Annotated in this window: 12 protein-coding genes; 3 read left to right on the top strand and 9 right to left on the bottom strand. The window is 69.6% G+C overall.

The window, feature by feature from the left end:
• Positions 1-260: 260 nt before the first annotated feature.
• From SCA03_RS33290 to SCA03_RS33255, 8 genes are all read right to left on the bottom strand, one after another.
• The gene (locus tag SCA03_RS33290; RefSeq protein WP_230989083.1) at positions 261-1889 is read right to left on the bottom strand and encodes a hypothetical protein; all 1629 of its coding nucleotides are present in this window, start codon (positions 1887-1889) and stop codon (positions 261-263) included.
• 153 nt (positions 1890-2042) lie between these two features.
• The gene (locus SCA03_RS33285; protein WP_030887752.1) at positions 2043-3461 is read right to left on the bottom strand and encodes an ATP-binding protein; all 1419 of its coding nucleotides are present in this window, start codon (positions 3459-3461) and stop codon (positions 2043-2045) included.
• 467 nt (positions 3462-3928) lie between these two features.
• Positions 3929-5488: an SCO6880 family protein gene (locus tag SCA03_RS33280; protein WP_030887755.1), complete on the bottom strand. Its 1560-nt coding sequence runs from the start codon at positions 5486-5488 to the stop codon at positions 3929-3931.
• Entirely contained in the window at positions 5485-6822 is a 1338-nt protein-coding gene (locus tag SCA03_RS33275; RefSeq protein WP_086817511.1) for a hypothetical protein, read from the bottom strand. Before SCA03_RS33275 ends, SCA03_RS33280 begins: the two co-directional genes overlap by 4 nt.
• The gene (locus tag SCA03_RS33270) at positions 6812-7681 is read right to left on the bottom strand and encodes a DUF8175 domain-containg protein (RefSeq protein WP_169729676.1); all 870 of its coding nucleotides are present in this window, start codon (positions 7679-7681) and stop codon (positions 6812-6814) included. The genes SCA03_RS33275 and SCA03_RS33270 overlap by 11 nt, the downstream gene beginning before the upstream one ends.
• Before the next feature lie 453 nt (positions 7682-8134).
• The gene (locus tag SCA03_RS33265) at positions 8135-8482 is read right to left on the bottom strand and encodes a hypothetical protein (protein WP_141275839.1); all 348 of its coding nucleotides are present in this window, start codon (positions 8480-8482) and stop codon (positions 8135-8137) included.
• Between the two features lie 175 nt (positions 8483-8657).
• Complete coding sequence (locus SCA03_RS33260) at positions 8658-10835, bottom strand: DUF6571 family protein (protein ID WP_086817515.1); 2178 nt, start codon at positions 10833-10835, stop codon at positions 8658-8660.
• A complete protein-coding gene (locus SCA03_RS33255) occupies positions 10835-11356 on the bottom strand; it encodes a hypothetical protein (RefSeq protein ID WP_030896650.1) in 522 nt (173 codons plus the stop codon). The genes SCA03_RS33260 and SCA03_RS33255 overlap by 1 nt, the downstream gene beginning before the upstream one ends.
• A 226-nt stretch (positions 11357-11582) precedes the next feature.
• On the opposite strand from SCA03_RS33255, the gene SCA03_RS33250 reads away from it, so the two are divergent.
• The 3 genes from SCA03_RS33250 to SCA03_RS33240 all read left to right on the top strand — a co-directional run bounded on the left by SCA03_RS33250 (position 11583) and on the right by SCA03_RS33240 (position 14249).
• Positions 11583-12281 carry a hypothetical protein gene (locus tag SCA03_RS33250; RefSeq protein WP_230989082.1) on the top strand — a complete coding sequence of 233 codons (699 nt, stop codon included), beginning with the start codon at positions 11583-11585 and terminating at the stop codon, positions 12279-12281.
• Positions 12269-13324 carry a hypothetical protein gene (locus tag SCA03_RS35400; RefSeq protein ID WP_170223868.1) on the top strand — a complete coding sequence of 352 codons (1056 nt, stop codon included), beginning with the start codon at positions 12269-12271 and terminating at the stop codon, positions 13322-13324. The genes SCA03_RS33250 and SCA03_RS35400 overlap by 13 nt, the downstream gene beginning before the upstream one ends.
• Before the next feature lie 625 nt (positions 13325-13949).
• Positions 13950-14249, top strand: coding sequence for a YiaA/YiaB family inner membrane protein (locus SCA03_RS33240; protein WP_030887790.1), 300 nt, complete (start codon positions 13950-13952; stop codon positions 14247-14249).
• 149 nt (positions 14250-14398) lie between these two features.
• On the opposite strand, the gene SCA03_RS33235 is transcribed toward SCA03_RS33240, so the two are convergent.
• Positions 14399-14653, bottom strand: coding sequence for a hypothetical protein (locus SCA03_RS33235; protein WP_230989081.1), 255 nt, complete (start codon positions 14651-14653; stop codon positions 14399-14401).
• Positions 14654-14882 lie beyond the last annotated feature (229 nt).

Raw genomic sequence — 14882 nt, 5'->3', positions numbered from 1 at the left:
ATTTTCATGTTCAGGATTCATTCGGGACGTGCCTTTTCGGCTGCTGTGCCGTGTCGGCGCTGGGTGCGGAGTACGGCTTACCGGTCCGAGTACGGCTCACTGGTCCGGAGCGTCATGCGGTCCGGGCTCACATCGAACGGCCCGAGCTCACGTCTAAGCGCTCCGGAACGTCGCCACCGCATCGCATCCACCCTGCCGACCCTCCGCGGCACGCTCTGCGGTGCCTCGGCCGTCCCGGGGGCCTGGCGCCGGTCTCGTCGTCAGCCGGTGACGGTTGCCGGGAGGCGGAGGACGGTGGTGAGTGGTGGGTCGAGCCGGCCGGCAGATGACCCTGCGGCCATGCGGCGGCCGTGCTCGACCACGCTCTGGGCGAGGGCGTTGAGCAGCGGCAGCACGTCCGGCTCTTCGCCCACTACATACAGCGTGCCCGTTTCGTCGGCGAAGGATTCCAACGCGATGCGGTCGGCGCGCTCGGCGGAGCAGGCGTTGCGGACATGCGGCCGGCCGAGCGGGGAGAGCGCGCGACGGATCAACGCGATGGCGTCGGAACGCAGTTGTGGGTGCCCGGACAGTACGGACTCCAGCTCGCCGGCGGTGCCCGGGGCCGCCTTGGGGTGGCTGCGCAGGATGCGTACCGGGTCGGCGGCCGGTGCGGTGGCCAGGGCCCAGCGGTGCACCTCGCGGAACGGCTTGTTGTCGAGCGCCGCCGCGTGCAGCCAGCAGCGCAGCAGGGTTTCGGCCGTGGTGTGCGTCGTCGCGTCGATCGGGCGGGGCGAGCGCAGCGGGGCCAGCAGAGCTGCGGCGCGGTCCGCGGCGGTCGTGCGGTCGGCACAGTGGTGGTGCGGGGACCAGCGGAGGCGGTCCGGGGTGTCGCACAGGTGCGTGGGGTCGAAGAGATGGACCGGGCCCAGCTTCGCCCTGGCCGACTTCGTCGCCTCCCACAGGGCCGGATCGGTCGTGGCGACCAGGGTGGCGCCGGGGGCCTCCAGGATCGTCGTCACCGGGTCGTCGTCGTCCGGGCCGGAGCCGGGCAGCGGAGGGGCTGGGACGCCGAGCGGCGCAAGGCCGGTCGCGTGCGCGGCGGTTGCCGGTGCGGGCTGGCTCGGGGCGCGGGTCTGCGGAACGGAAGGCTGCGGGGCCGAGGGCTCGGCTTTGTGCGTCTGCGACCGGGGTGCGTTCCCGGTTGCTTCCTGGGGCGTTTCCCCGGCTCGTCCCGGCGCTTGTCCGGCTCGTTCCTGGGGCGCTTCGTGGGCCGCCGGGCCTGTTGTGGCGTCGGCTCCTGGAGCGGTGTCGGCTGTTGCCGGGCCGGGCGCCGTCCGGTCGGGTCCGGCGGGGTCCGGTGCCTGTTCCGTCGCGGCGCCGGTCGCTGTTCCGGTTGCCGTTCCGGGCGTTGTTCCGGCTGTCGGTCCCGTCGTCGTGCCGGTTTCCGTGCCGGTCGACGGGCCGGTGGGCGTCGGGTCGGTGGACGTGGGTGCGGTTCCGGTTGTCGGCCTGTTGAGGCGTCTGGCGCGGCGGACGGCGCGGGCGCGGGCGACCGTGCCCATGACGAAGACCGTGAGCACGATGAGGATCATCAGCTGGCTTATGAAGATGCCCCAGAACAGGCCGTAGCCCGAGAGCTTGCCGCGCGGGGTGTCCGGCCAGGCGCCCGCCAGGTCGTGCGGGTCGGTCACCAACTCGCGCATGGCGTAGGGCGTGTGGGAGAAGCTGACCTGCTCGGGCCAGGAGCCGTGCGCGAAGAGGGCGGACAGGCCCGTCGCCGTCCAGGTGAACAGCGTGATGCCGAGCAGGAAGCCGATGAGGCCGATGAGGAGGCCGTCCGGGATGCCGCCGCCGCCCGTGCGGTGGGTCCCGTACGGCTTCTGGGGGCGCGGGGGCTCGGAAGGCATCCGCAGAAGGATACGTTCGGCGCTGCGGCGGTTCCATCCCTCACCGGGGGCACCCGGTCGGCCGGTGGAGCGCCCGGTCGGCCGGTGGACGGCGGTGCGGGGCACGGGAGTCGGCCCGGGCAGCTGCCTGTGCGCCGCCGCACCGCCGTCGCGCTACACCGCCGTCGAGCGGGGATAGGGGCCCTGGTACGCCTGCTGTTCCATGGCGAGCGCCCGGGCCTCGGTCTCCGCCTCCAGGTCCGCGTCGAGCGCGCTGTGCAGCGAGGAGCTCTCCGTCATGGCGCGGTCGGTGAAGACGAGCGGGCGTTCGGCCTCGGTCACCAGGTGTTTGACGACCTGGACGTTGCCGTTGACGTCCCATACGGCGATACCGGGCGAGAGCGTCGGGATGATCTCGACGGCCCAGCGCGGCAGCCCCAGTACCTTGCCGGTGGCGCGTGCCTCGTCGGCTTTCTGGGCGTAGATCGTCCGGGTGGAGGCCATCTTGAGGATGGCCGCGGCCTCCCGCGCCGCCGCCCCGTCCACGATGTCCGAGAGATGGTGGACGACGGCGACGAAGGACAGGCCCAGCCGGCGCCCGAACTTCAGCAGGCGCTGGAACAGCTGGGCGACGAAGGGGCTGTTGATGATGTGCCACGCCTCTTCGACGAGGAAGATCCGCTTGCGCCGGTCCGGCCGGATCCAGGTGTGCTCCAGCCAGACGCCGACGATGGCCATGAGGATCGGCATGGCGATGGAGTTGCGGTCGATGTGGGAGAGGTCGAAGACGATGAGCGGGGCGTCGAGGTCGATGCCGACGGTCGTCGGGCCGTCGAACATGCCCCGTAGGTCGCCGTCGACGAGGCGGTCGAGGACGAGCGCCACGTCCAGGCCCCACTCGCGGACGTCGTCCAGCGCGACGTTCATCGCCTCGGCGGCCTCCGGCTTGGGGTGCCGCAGCTGTTCGACGATGTCGGTGAGGAGGGGCTGGCGGTCGGCTGTCGTCGCGTTCACATAGCTGTGCGCGACCTTCAGTGCGAAGCCGGAGCGCTCGTCGAGGCCGTGGCCCATGGCGACCTCGATGATGGTGCGCAGCAGCGCCAGCTGGCCGGTCGTGGTGATGGAGGGGTCCAGCGGGTTGAGCCGGATGCCCTGGTCGAGCGCTGCGGTGGGGTCCAGCCGGACGGGGGTTATGCCCAGCTCCTCGGCGATCAGGTTCCACTCGCCGACGCCGTCCTCACCCTGTGCGTCGAGGACCACGACCTGGCGGTCGCGGAACCGCAGCTGACGCAGCACATACGTCTTCTCCAGCGCGGACTTGCCGTTGCCGGACTCGCCCAGCACCAGCCAGTGCGGGGCGGGCAGTTGCTGACCGTAGAGCTGGAAGGGGTCGTAGATGTAGCCCTTTCCGCTGTAGACCTCGCGGCCGATGATCACGCCGGAGTCGCCGAGGCCGGGGGCGGCCGTGGGGAGGTAGACGGCCTGCGCCTGGCCCGTGGAGGTGCGCACGGGCAGGCGGGTCGTCTCGGTCTTCCCGAACAGGAAGCTCGTGAATGCCTCGGTGATGGCGGTCAGGGGGTCGAGCGCGGCCACGGCAGCCCTCCTTGTGGATGCGCGTCGCGCCTACGGGCGTATGCGCGGAGCGGGACCCGACCGCCGGCAGCGGCGCGGGGCGGGATCTGCGGTACGGCGTGCGTCGGGCTCTGCCGTGGGGATGGGGGGTGCCCTTGGCCGCCTCGGTGCTCTGCGTTCCCTCGGTGCTTTTGCTGCTGCTTTTGGTGCTGTTTTGGGTGCTGCTTGCGGTCCTCTTGGCGCTGTCGGTGTTCCGGGTGCCCTTGGCGTTCCGGGTGTTCCCGGTGCTTGCGCCCCGCCAGGTGCTCCCGGGGGAGGAACCGGGGTGCCGCGGCCGTCCCGGCCGTCGCGGGGGGCGCGGTCGCGTGGGCGGCAGGCGTTTCCGCGCGGCCGTGCGGCGTTTCGGAGACCGCTGTCGGCTCCGCCACTTCACCCTCCTCCGGCATGTCGTCCTCCTCCCCGTGTGCGCCGCGATCCGGCCATCGGCATCACCGGATCCCCGTCGCGAAGGGCAGGGTGTTCACGAACGCGCGGTGGTGCTCTCTGTCGCACCATTCGAGCTTCAGGTAACTCTTCCCGGCCGAGGCGCGAATCGTGCGCTTGTCCCGGGCCAGTGCCTCCGGCGAACGCGAGGAGACGGTGATGTAGCCGACGAGGTTGACGCCCGCCGCGCCCGAGGCGAGATCGTCGCCCCGCTGGTCGACCCGGCCGTGCGCGGCCACGTCACGCGGGTCGACGGTGCGGTTCATCTTCGCCGAACGGCTGGCCTCCGCCTCGTCGTTGGTCTTCTCCGTCAGCATCCGCTCGATCGCGACCTCCGTCGGCTCCAGATCCATGACGACGGCCACCGTGCGGATGACATCCGGGGTGTGCACCAGCAGCGGGGCGAGGAAGTTGACGCCCACCGGCGTCATCGGCCACTCCTTCACCCACGCCGTCGAATGGCACCAGGGCGCGCGGGTCGACGACTCGCGCGTCTTCGCCTGGAGATACGTCGGCTCCCGCGCGTCCAGCTCGGCCGGCCAGGCGTTCCGCTTGGACATGGCCTGGATGTGGTCGATCGGATGGTCGGGGTCGTACATCGAGTGCACCAGCGAGGCCAGCCGGGCCTGGCCCAGCGGCTGCCGTACCCGGATGTCGGCCTCCGCGAGCCGGGCGCAGATGTCGGTCAGTTCCCGGGCCATCACTATGGCCAGGCCCTCGTCCCTGGACACCTTGCGGCCGGCCGAGCGGCGCGCGGCCTTCGCGATCGTCGCGCCCTCCGTGGCCAGTTCGCGGTTGTAGGGCATGCACGCCACCAGATAGGCGCGGTGCTGCTCGCTGGACGTCGACACCATCGACTGGAGCTGGTCGTAGGAGGCGCGCAGCCACTCCGCCGCGCTCTCGTCGCCCCGCTGTGCGACGTCCTTCGCGTGCGCGTCCGGATCGGCCGGCAGCGTACGCGCCAGCATTTGCAGGCGGGTGACATAGCCGTCGCCGTTGGCCACATGCTTGAGCAGCGTGCCGAAACGGTCGACGAGCGCCTCCTGGTCCTCGCTGTCCCGCAGGCCCACCCCGGGGCCCTCGATCTCGATCGCCGCCGTCACCGTGCGCCGGTCCGCGTGCAGCAGCACCGCCAGCTCGTCCGGGCCGAACGGGGCCGACAGCCAGGTGATCGGGCCCACGCCCGGAGGCGGACCGATCTCCACCTCACGGCCGTCCAGCCGCGTACCGGCCTCCACCGCGTCCGAGCGGTACGTGGTGCCCTTGCGCAGCAGCCGTTTGTACGAGCGGTTGATCTCGTACCACTTGTAGAACGTGCGCCCCTTGAACGGCACGTACACGGCCGCCAGCGCGATCACCGGAAAACCGATCAGCGCCGGGATGCGCAGCGACAGCACCGGGATCAGCAGCCCGCACACCATCCCCAGCCCCGCACCGGCGACGATCAGCGCGATCTCGCCCGTCTCGCGGTTCTTGCCGACGATGGCGTTCGGCCGCGCCCGGCCGATCATGTACGTACGACGCGGTGCAGCGGCCTGCCCCGCCGTGTGTGAGGGAGTCGTCATCCGCGGTCACCTCCGTTGCCGCCCTGGGACTGGCCGCCGCGCGGCGCACGCGACGTGTGGGGAGTGCGGTTGGCCGACGGCTGCCTCGGCACGGGGCTGCCGCCACCGCCGCCGGACCCGCCGTCCGAACCGCCGCCGGACCCGCCGCCGCGCGCACTGTGCGCCGCCATACCGCCCGAGACCTGCCCGCCGGCCGGCTGCTGCCGCGCCGGTGCGGCCCCGCCGCCGCCCGAACTGCCGCGCGCGCTGTGCGTGTTGATGCCCTGCCGGACCAGCGACGCCGGCGACGACACGACCGCCGCTGCCGCGCGGGACGACGGGTCCCGGATGGCGTTGCGGTGGCTGATGATGTCGTCGCCGAAGCCCGGGACGAAGCGGTAGATCATCGCGCTCGCGAAGATCGCCAGCAGGACGATCGCGAGCCCCGACACGATCGCCGAGACCGCCTCCGGGCCGTCGTCACCCGCCAGAGCCCCGGCCAGGCTCAGCACGATCACGATCACAGGCTTCACAAGGATCACAGCGATCATGATGCCCGCCCAGCGGCGCACATGACCCCACAGATTCTTGTCGACCAGCCCCGCGTACACCGCCGTGCCCAGCAGCGCACCCACGTACAACAGCGCCGCGCGCACCACGAGTTCGAGATACAGGACGCCCGCTGCCAGCACCGACACCAGCGAGACGACGATCAGCATGATCGGTCCGCCGCCGATGTCGTTGCCCTTCTTCAACGCCTCCGAGAACGTGCCGAAGAACTGGTCCGTTCTGCCGGACGTCCCGGACGCGATCACATCCGTCACCGCGTCCGTCGCCGAGACCACCGTGTACAGCACCAGCGGGGTGAACGCCGACGCCAGCACCGTCAGCCACAGAAAGCCGATCGCCTCGCTCAGCGCCTCCGTCAACGGCACCCCGCGCACCGCCCGCTTCGCCACCGCGAGGAGCCACAGGACCAGCGTGAGAATCGTCGAAGCGGCGAACACCACCGCGTACTGGCGCAGGAAGTCCCCGTTCGTGAAGTCGACCTTGGTGGTCGAGTTCACCAGGTCCGCCAGCTTGTCCACCGTCCAGGAGGCGGCTTCGGCGCAGCCTTTGGCCAGGGCGCGGAGGGGGTCGGACATGTTGTCCGGATTGGTGGGATCGGTCCCCCCACCTCCGCCGCCGCCCTTGTCGCCCTGCTCGCAGTATTCCTTGGCGGGGCCGGCCACCAGCTCGCAGGGATCGTCCTCGGGAGCCGCGCTTGCCCGGGAAGCACTCAGCAGGAGTATGAGCGGCACACCCGACGCAAGGGCGATGAGCCGGGAAGTGCGTCGACGGGAGTTACCGGGCATAGGTGAAGCCTCCGAACCGCTCAGTTGCGTCGCCGATCTCATCGGCACCAGAGACGGGACTGTCTCCGTTGACAGGAGTCGGGCCGTTCTTCTGCTTCGAGTCGACAACCTTCCAGTCGCCCTCGCTCCAGCGCAGTTTGAAGGTCACGGTGAACCAGTTGGACGTTACGGGTTTGGTGGAGTCCTCCGCGGCGAGGCCGAACAATCCCGTGCACCACACGGCGACGGTGGCGGTCCGAGAGGAGTAGTCCTTCACGTCCGCCCCTGACGGGATTGTCCGATTCACGAATGTGGAGCCCGATGGGGCCTTTCCGTCCGCGTCGAGGCCGATGCTTTTGTTCAGCTTCTCGTTGTAGTCGGAGTCGAACCCGGACTGGAGCTTGTCCACCGACCCCGGGTCCGCGAGGGCCTCCACGATCTCGTGGCGGCGGTCGCGGTTGAACATCCCGTCGCCGCCGAGCGCCACGGCGTAGTTCGCAGCCGCGCTCTGCGCCCCGTTCTTGCTGTGTGCGAACCCGGAGGGCACCGCACCCGAGGCGGACTTCACCGGCTTGTCACCGGACGGCGCGGTCGGCTGCGCCTTGGGGCCGTCTCCGCCGCCGCCCTTGTCGCCGCCTCCGTCGTCGCCACCGCCGCCGCTCTGGTTGGCAAAGGCGATGGCGGCGATCAACAGCACGATCACCGCCACGACCGTCACCATGCTCCGCCCCGGGCGGGCCGGCGGTCTTCCCGTGCCCTCGCTGCCCGGCAGCCTGGTTCGGGTGCCTGTGCGGCGCCCCGGCTCAGGGCCGTAGGGCCCGGGCACTCCCTCGCCCGTGCGAGCACGCTCGTCGTACTCGTCGCCGCCGCCGATGTTCATGCCGGGCTGGCCCCCTCGACCTCTGTGTCTCAACTGCCGTCAGTGCATTGTCTCCTCAGACGACGGTAGCTGGACCACAGTTCGCATGTGCCGAGTGCAAGCGAGGGGGACGGAAGCATTCCGTGCCCCTCTGTGGTGCGCCGTCTGCTTCGTTCCCCGGTGGAGCGGGTTTACGGGCACGTCACGGGGGTGGGAGGTGAACGGTGCGAGAACAAGGGCCGTCCGACGCCCGTCCCTTGCCACGGAACCTTCACTTCCGGCTGCATCGGAACCGTGGCCTCCACCGTGTGCGGGCGGAGGTGCGCCCCCTGGGGGGTCGGCTCAACGGCTCGGGAGCCGAGCGGTGTTGGCGCTCGAGCCGGATGCGGGGGCCAGGGTGCCGGTGTCGTCGCCGCCCGAGGCGACAGGAGACGAATGCGGCAGTGCGGGCTCAATGAGGCAGGCTGCGCCTATTCACCTGTCGCACTGCTTCGACTTCTCGACCGCCTTGGCGTAGGTGGCGGTGAACCTCTTGATCTCCGAGACCGTCGGCTCCTGTGAGCCGCGGACCTGGGTGATGACGAACAGGGACCAGTCCTCCTGGCGCGGGTGGCGGCAGACGACCCGTTTCACCGCACCCCTCTCGCCGTACTGGAAGTCGTCCTCCCCCCGCAGGGAGCCGACGTCCAACTCCGATTGCAGGGCCACGACTTGGGGGATGTCCCGGCCGCTGTGCCATTCACGCGACACGGAGAGTACTTCTTCTCCGTCCACGGATACCCAGCAGTGCTGAAAGCTCTTGTTCAGGGTCTTGTCTTCCAAGCGAACATGGAGCTCCTTTCCGGCAACCAGCAATTTCTCCGTCAGTCGGGGAGGCACCGTGATGTCGCAGAGCGAGCGGGGCACGGTGTACTCCCGTTGCGGGGATGAGCAGGCGAATGCTCCGCAGGCCAGTAGGCTCAGGGAACTTGCCGCGAGTGTGGCCCGGCGGAATCGGTCAATCCTCCGGTTTGTCAAAGTCGTTCCCCGCCCTCCCGTAACCGTCGCTCACGCCGTCTGCGACCCAATCCGCGACGTCGTCCCGGTATCGGCCGCCGTGGCGCTCGGAGGCCAGGATGGCCGCCTTCTGCAGGATCCCCGCGTGATCGTCCAAGCTGTCGGTCCATTTACCCCCGGAGATGTATCCCGCCTTTTCTTTGTTGGCGTCCTCATTGGCTTGGAAGATCTCTTCCAACACCATGCTGCTTGCGGTGGTTGCCGCGCCGCTGGCAGCAGCTCCACCAGCTGGTGAAGTGATCAACGACGCTCCGACCCCGATGCCGGTGCCGACAGCCCCGGATACCAGGTTCTTGCTCTGGGCGAGCGCGTGGGTGAATGAGTCGTCCTTCTCGCCGGCTTCCCCGAGTACTGCCTCCTGTCGGCCCTGGGCCAACATCCCGGAGATTTCACCGGACTGCGTAGCGATTCTGTGCAGGGCTTCTCGGGGAGAGTCGTCGGTCTGGCTGAGCCGGTCGCTCCTGGCGAGGTCCGGATCCAAGTGGTATTCCATCAGGTTGGTTGCATACTGCTTTTGTCCGAGTTCGACTGCGGCATAGCCTTCCGGGTTCTGTCCCAGGGCGACGAGATACCTTTTCAGGTCCAGGTGGTCGGGAGCTGCCTGCGCTCCGGAAACCGGGTAAAGTTTCCAGGTGTCGCCGTATTTGTCGTGCGAGATCACCTGATACGCATCCGGCAGGTAGTGCCCCGTCATCTTGCCGAAACTGTCGGACATGTAGCCGTTGTCCGTGAGCTTGGTGTTGTCCTTGCCGATCGTCTCGACGACGTTTTCGAAGAGATGCGCCTGGCCCTCGTTGTGCGGCGGCAGGTCCTTGGGGGCCGGCTCTCCTGCGGGTACTCCCGTGGCGCCGGCGGCGATTGCCTGGGCGAGGTAGTTCTTACCGGTGTGGAGTTCGCCGGAGGGGCCGGGCTCGTGGGGCCATGTGCGGTCGTTGAACAGGTAGTTGAAGTTCGAGTCCTGGGTGCCCTTCGTGCCGGGTGCCGCCGGGTGCCGGTCGTCACCGTTCAGGAAATCGGTGGCTGCGGCCGGATTGTTGGCCAGGGCCTTCATATAGCCGGTCATCGGGTCCGCGCCGCTGTCCGGTCCTCCGGGGTTGAGGCCGGGGAAGCGGGCGGCGTCGTCCCAGGCGGTTCGCTCCCCGTTGCCGCTGCGTCGTTTGTCCTCGGCGACGAGGGCTGTGCCGTATGTGGTGAGGAACCGGTCGTCGTAGTCGCCGTGCCGCATCAGGTTGCTCATGACCTGGAATCCCGTGGGGCCGCCGGGTTCGTCCCCGACGGTGCGGGTTCCCGCCTTGACGAGGGAGTTCTCCCATCGGTTCATGGCCGGGCTGTCCGAATGCGAAGCGAGCGCGAGGGTTTCGCTGAGGTGTTTCTGGAGCGACTTGTCGGCGCCCGCACCGTGTTCGGGATCGTTGGCCGCTACCCAGAATTCGAGCGTTCCGTCGGGGCCGAGGCGGGTCGCGAACCTCTCGGCGAAGAGGGCGTCCCCGCGGTACTTCTTCAGCACGGAGTCCAACGCCCCTGCCTTCTCGGGGTCTTCGGCGTACCGAGCGGCCTTCTCGCCGGCCTTGAGGGCTTCTGCTGCCTCGTCCCTGTCCTTGTACCGCGCGTCGGTGAATCCGTACTTGCTGAGATCGGCCAGCGCGACGAGTGTCTCCTTCGCGCTGTGGTCGGATTCCGTCGCGTCGCTCAGGAGTTGGCGGATGTCCTCGGCGAAACCGTCGATGGTCGGCTGGGAGACGTCCGCACCGTCCTTGGGCTCCACACGGAAGGAGCCGTGCCCGGTGTCGCGTACCCGTAAGTGCTGCCAGTCCGCCTCGGCGATTGTGAACTGGAGCTGGTCCCGGTAGCCGGTCAGTTCCGCGCAGGTGTCCTTGAGGATGTTGTAGATGGTCTCCGCCTGCCAGCGCATGTCGGCGATCTCGCCGGCGGTCTTGTCGATGAAGGGCCGCGTCACCTTGCTGTTCTCGCCGGACCAGTCGGCCCGGGCCGCCCGGTCCGTGAGCTGCGTTTTCGCGTCGTCGGCGAGGGTCTTGAGCTTGTCGCGCATCTGCCGCCAGTCGGTGACGGCTTCACCGAGCTTCTTGAACTTCGCATGGAGCAGTACGTCGAGGTCCATCAGTCAGCGGCCCCTGTCCCCTGGGGAGCGTGCGGTTGCGGCTGGGTGGCTTCGTCGAATCCGCTGTCCAGCTCGGAGATCTTGCTGAACGTGGTCGAGATGTAGTGCTCGTCCCCGGCGTGCGCCTTCTTCGTGTAGTCGAGGTGGTTGGAGATGTGGGCGCAGGCGTCCAGCACGGATCGTGTCTGTTCCGTCCAGCGTTCGACCACGTGCTCCAAGGCGTCGCAGAGCTCGAAATCCCCCTTCAGTGACGATGCGGCCACCCCGGTGCTCACCCGCGCGTGGTCGCCGTCGACGAGCAGCCGCCCGTGCAGCTTGAACGCCTCGTCGCCGATCGCCGCCAGGTCCTTCCCCTTGACGGAGAGATCGCCGGGGTGGTCGGCGTCGTAGGGGGCGCGGGTTTCGGAGGAGGAACTTCGTCCGGGCTGGAACGAGCCGTCGACGGCGCCGTCGAGCTGCATCCGCGGAGACGTGGCCGCGGTGTCGGCTTTGATGTCCTGCCATTCCTGTTCGAAGGACACGTTCCCCCCACGTGATCACTGTCAGTGTTTCGGCAGCATCGGAATGTAGCAACCCGGTCTGTCGGAGCAACAGCCCCAGCACCTTCAGGGGGCGGCGGGTGTGTGTGGGGGCCCGCTCCCGTGCTCGGGTGTTTGCCGGTGCGGTTTCTGCTTACTTCGAGCGACTGTTCGGTCACGGTTGCTACGGTCAGGTCCACGACAGTCCCGCCGCACTCAGGGAGCAACCGTGCAACTGCGCAGTACCACCGCCTCGTTGGTCGCCGTCGCCGCCGTGTCTGCGCTGCTGGTCTCCGCCTGTGGTGGCGGGGACGGTGGTGAGGAGAAGGGGTCCGGCAAGGGGGGCGGGATCGAGGGGGCGAAGGACGGCTCGTCCCGGAGCCCGGGCCGGGACGGTGGTTCGGATGAGGCCGCGTCCGGGGATTTCCGGACCTCGGACATCGAGCTGCCGAAGGATCTGAAGCTGGTCTTCGACTGGGAGAAGCCGGGCGATCCGGAGAAGGCCGCCGCGTTGGACGGTGCCGCGGACTACGTCCGTGCCTATATGCACGGTGCGGTCGAGCACGATCTCGCCGACCCGGTGGTGAAGCGTCACACCGTTTCCCTCGAATCCGCCGGGGAGTTCGCGAGATCCTTCGCGAATTCCAGCAAAGAGCGCGGCACAAGGCCCACCGGAACGCAGCGGCAGTACCGGGAACACATCGGAGACGTGACGGACGGAAAACTCGTCGAAGTGTCCTTCTGCGTGAATCAGGCCAAGCTCTATGCCAAGAACATCAAATCGGGGAAGGTCAAGCACACCGAGGAGAGTCCGTCCAGCTATCTGCACTTCACGCTCGTGATGGAGAAGGAGAACCCGAAGGCATCGCCCTGGAAGGCCAGGGCGTTCGAGGCGGAGACGAAGGCGGTCGGGAAATGCCGGGACTGACGACCAGAGCGATCGTTCTCGCCGGGGTGGCATTACCGCTGCTGGCCGGCGGTGTGGGCACTGCATGGGCCGACGACGAGGCGTACGAGTCCTCGCTGGGTGAGGTCAGCGGCAAGACGGCCACCGCGGGTGTCCAACAGCGGATCGTGTTCTCCGGGAGTGGAGGGGGCTCCCCGCAGAAGGGCGGCGGCAACCTGGCGCCCGTTTCGGGGAATTGGGAGGCGCCGCCGTGCTGGTACGCGCCGATGTATTCCCCGCAGCAGTTGAAGGAGAAGGTGGAGGACAACGCCTACGGGCTGACGGGGCGGGAGCGGCCGGCGGGGTCGTGGGAAAAGCAGGAGACCGTGCCGGAGATCGTGAAGCGGTACACGAAGGGGAAGTACAAGAACTTCAACTTGAAGAAGAAGGGCGAGGGTTCGTTCTGGGCTGCGGTGCCGAACCCGGAGGAGAAGGACAGGGCGAAGGCGCATTCGTGTGGCCGGCTGCCGTTCTGGGTGAAGAACGGGGAGCGCCCGAAGGTGGAGCGGGCGATCAGTCCGGAGATTCTGGCGGCGTTGGCGTACGAGCGGGTGCGGGTCCCGGACACGCGGGTGGAGTTGAACCCGGAGGCGAAGCAGACGGTGCGGCTGCCCACCTGGGCGTGGCTGGACAAGGGTGAATTCCGGCCGGTCTCGGTGACGGCGCGGGTGGATCTGGGAGCCGGGGAGGAGTTGTCGGCGACGACGACGGTGAAGCCGGTGGGGCTGTCGATCGACCCGGGGACCGAGGACGCGCGGCTGCATCCGGCGTCGGGGACGTGCCCGGTGGGGGAGGACGGCGGGATCGGGACGCCGTATGCGAAGGGGAAGAGCGGGCAGACGCCGCCGTGCGGGGTGACGTATCTGCGGGCGACGCCGAAGGGCGGCAGTTTCCCGTTGCGCGGGACGGTGACGTGGAAGGCGGCCTGGCACGGCAGCGACGGTGCGGGCGGCGAGCTGCCGGACGGGGAGTTCGGCTCCGGCCAGGACGTGACCGTGCAGGAGATCCAGTCCATCGTCCGCTGAAGGGGAGATCCGGTCTGTCGGTCCGCTGAGGCGGGGTGCGGGCCGGACGGCCCGGGAGCGGGGCCTCGGCTGTGCGGCCGGTTGTCCACAGGCTGTGGATGACGGTTTCGGGTGTGGACCCGTCCCGGGTGCGCGCGGTGTCGGGCGCCACCGGGCCACGAGCCGGGCCCACGGCCCACCCTGTCCCGGGCGCGCGGCGTCGGGGCGTCAGGGTGCCATGGGTGTCACCGGTTCCGCCCGGGTTCCGGGTCGCGGGGCGTGGCTCACCGGGACTCACCGGGGCTCACGTGGGGTGCCGTGGCTCGTCGCGGGCCGTCGCGGCGCATCGACTCGTCGCGGATCGGCGTGTGTTGCCGGGTGTTGCCGGGTGTTGCGGGTCCCGGTTGGTGGATCCGCGGCTCGTCGCGGGGCGTCGGTCCCGGCTGGCGGATCGCCAGGGGCCCGGGCTGTCCGTCGAAAACATGCCGAGGCCGGTACGTGTGCGGTACGTGTGCGGCGGCACGTTGCGGCGGTCGGGGCGCGGTGGCGGATGGGCGGTCGTGCGGGAGGGCGGAGTGGGTTCCGCACGGGTGGAATGAGTACGCGTACCCATGTGCGAGGCGGAGGCCGTCGGCACCCTGGGTGCATGAGCGAACAGACGTCCGGGATTCAACGCCCCACCACCACGGCGTTCTTCGTGCAGTCGGCTGTCGCTTTCGGGCTGGCGTTGCTGGCGCTGCTGGTCGGCATCGCACGGCTGCCGGTGGGGCCCTGGGAGCGGGGGTTCCTCGGGCTCGGCCTGGTGTTCGTCGTCTCGTCGGCGTTCACGCTGGCCAAGTGCGTCCGTGACCGGCAGGAGGCCACCGAGGTCACCAACCGGGTCGACAAGGCCCGGATCGACAAGCTCCTGACGGAGGCCGATCCCTTCGGCCCGCCGAAGGTCTGAGCAGGCCGCGTCCCGGGCGGGTGTCCGGGGCGCCGACCGACCGGGCGCGGCGCGGACATCCTGCCCCCGCGCCGCGCCCCTCCCTCTCGCCCGGGCCGGAGCCGACACACGCCGGAGCCGGCCCGGGCCGGAGGGGAGAGGCCGTCCGGTCAGTCCCAGCGGTAGCCGTCGCCGAGGAGCAGCGTGTGCTCCAGGACGTCCTCGGCCGGGTCGTCGATCTGTCCGGTGTTGATGAGGCCGATGCGCGGCCCGTTGTGCGAGTTGCGCGGGTTCTCGTCCGCGTGGGCGGTCGCCGCGGGGACGAGTGCCACGGTTGCTGCTGCGGCGGCAACGGCGCACAGGACGGTGCGCGCCGAGCGGACGGCGGTGCGGCGGGGGAGGGAAGCGGTGGGGTCGGGGGCCATGGGGTCTCCACAGGGATCGTGCCGGAGGGTGGGGGTCGGTCCGCGGTACGACGATGCGGCGTACGGCCTGTCCTACTTATCGATCCGGCCCTGTGCGGTGTCACGGGGAACAGCACGCCGGATGCGGCCGGTTGACGGGCGGGTGCCGGGTGCCGGGTGCCGGGTGCCGGGTGCCGGGTGCCGGGTGCCGGGTGCCGGGTGCCGGGTGCCGGGTGCCGGGTGCCGGGTG

Origin of the sequence: Streptomyces cacaoi (assembly GCF_006539165.1) — a bacterium.
GTDB lineage: Bacteria > Actinomycetota > Actinomycetes > Streptomycetales > Streptomycetaceae > Streptomyces > Streptomyces cacaoi.
Note: the sequence above shows the minus strand (reverse complement) of the source record. Positions and strands in the feature narration are given on the sequence as shown.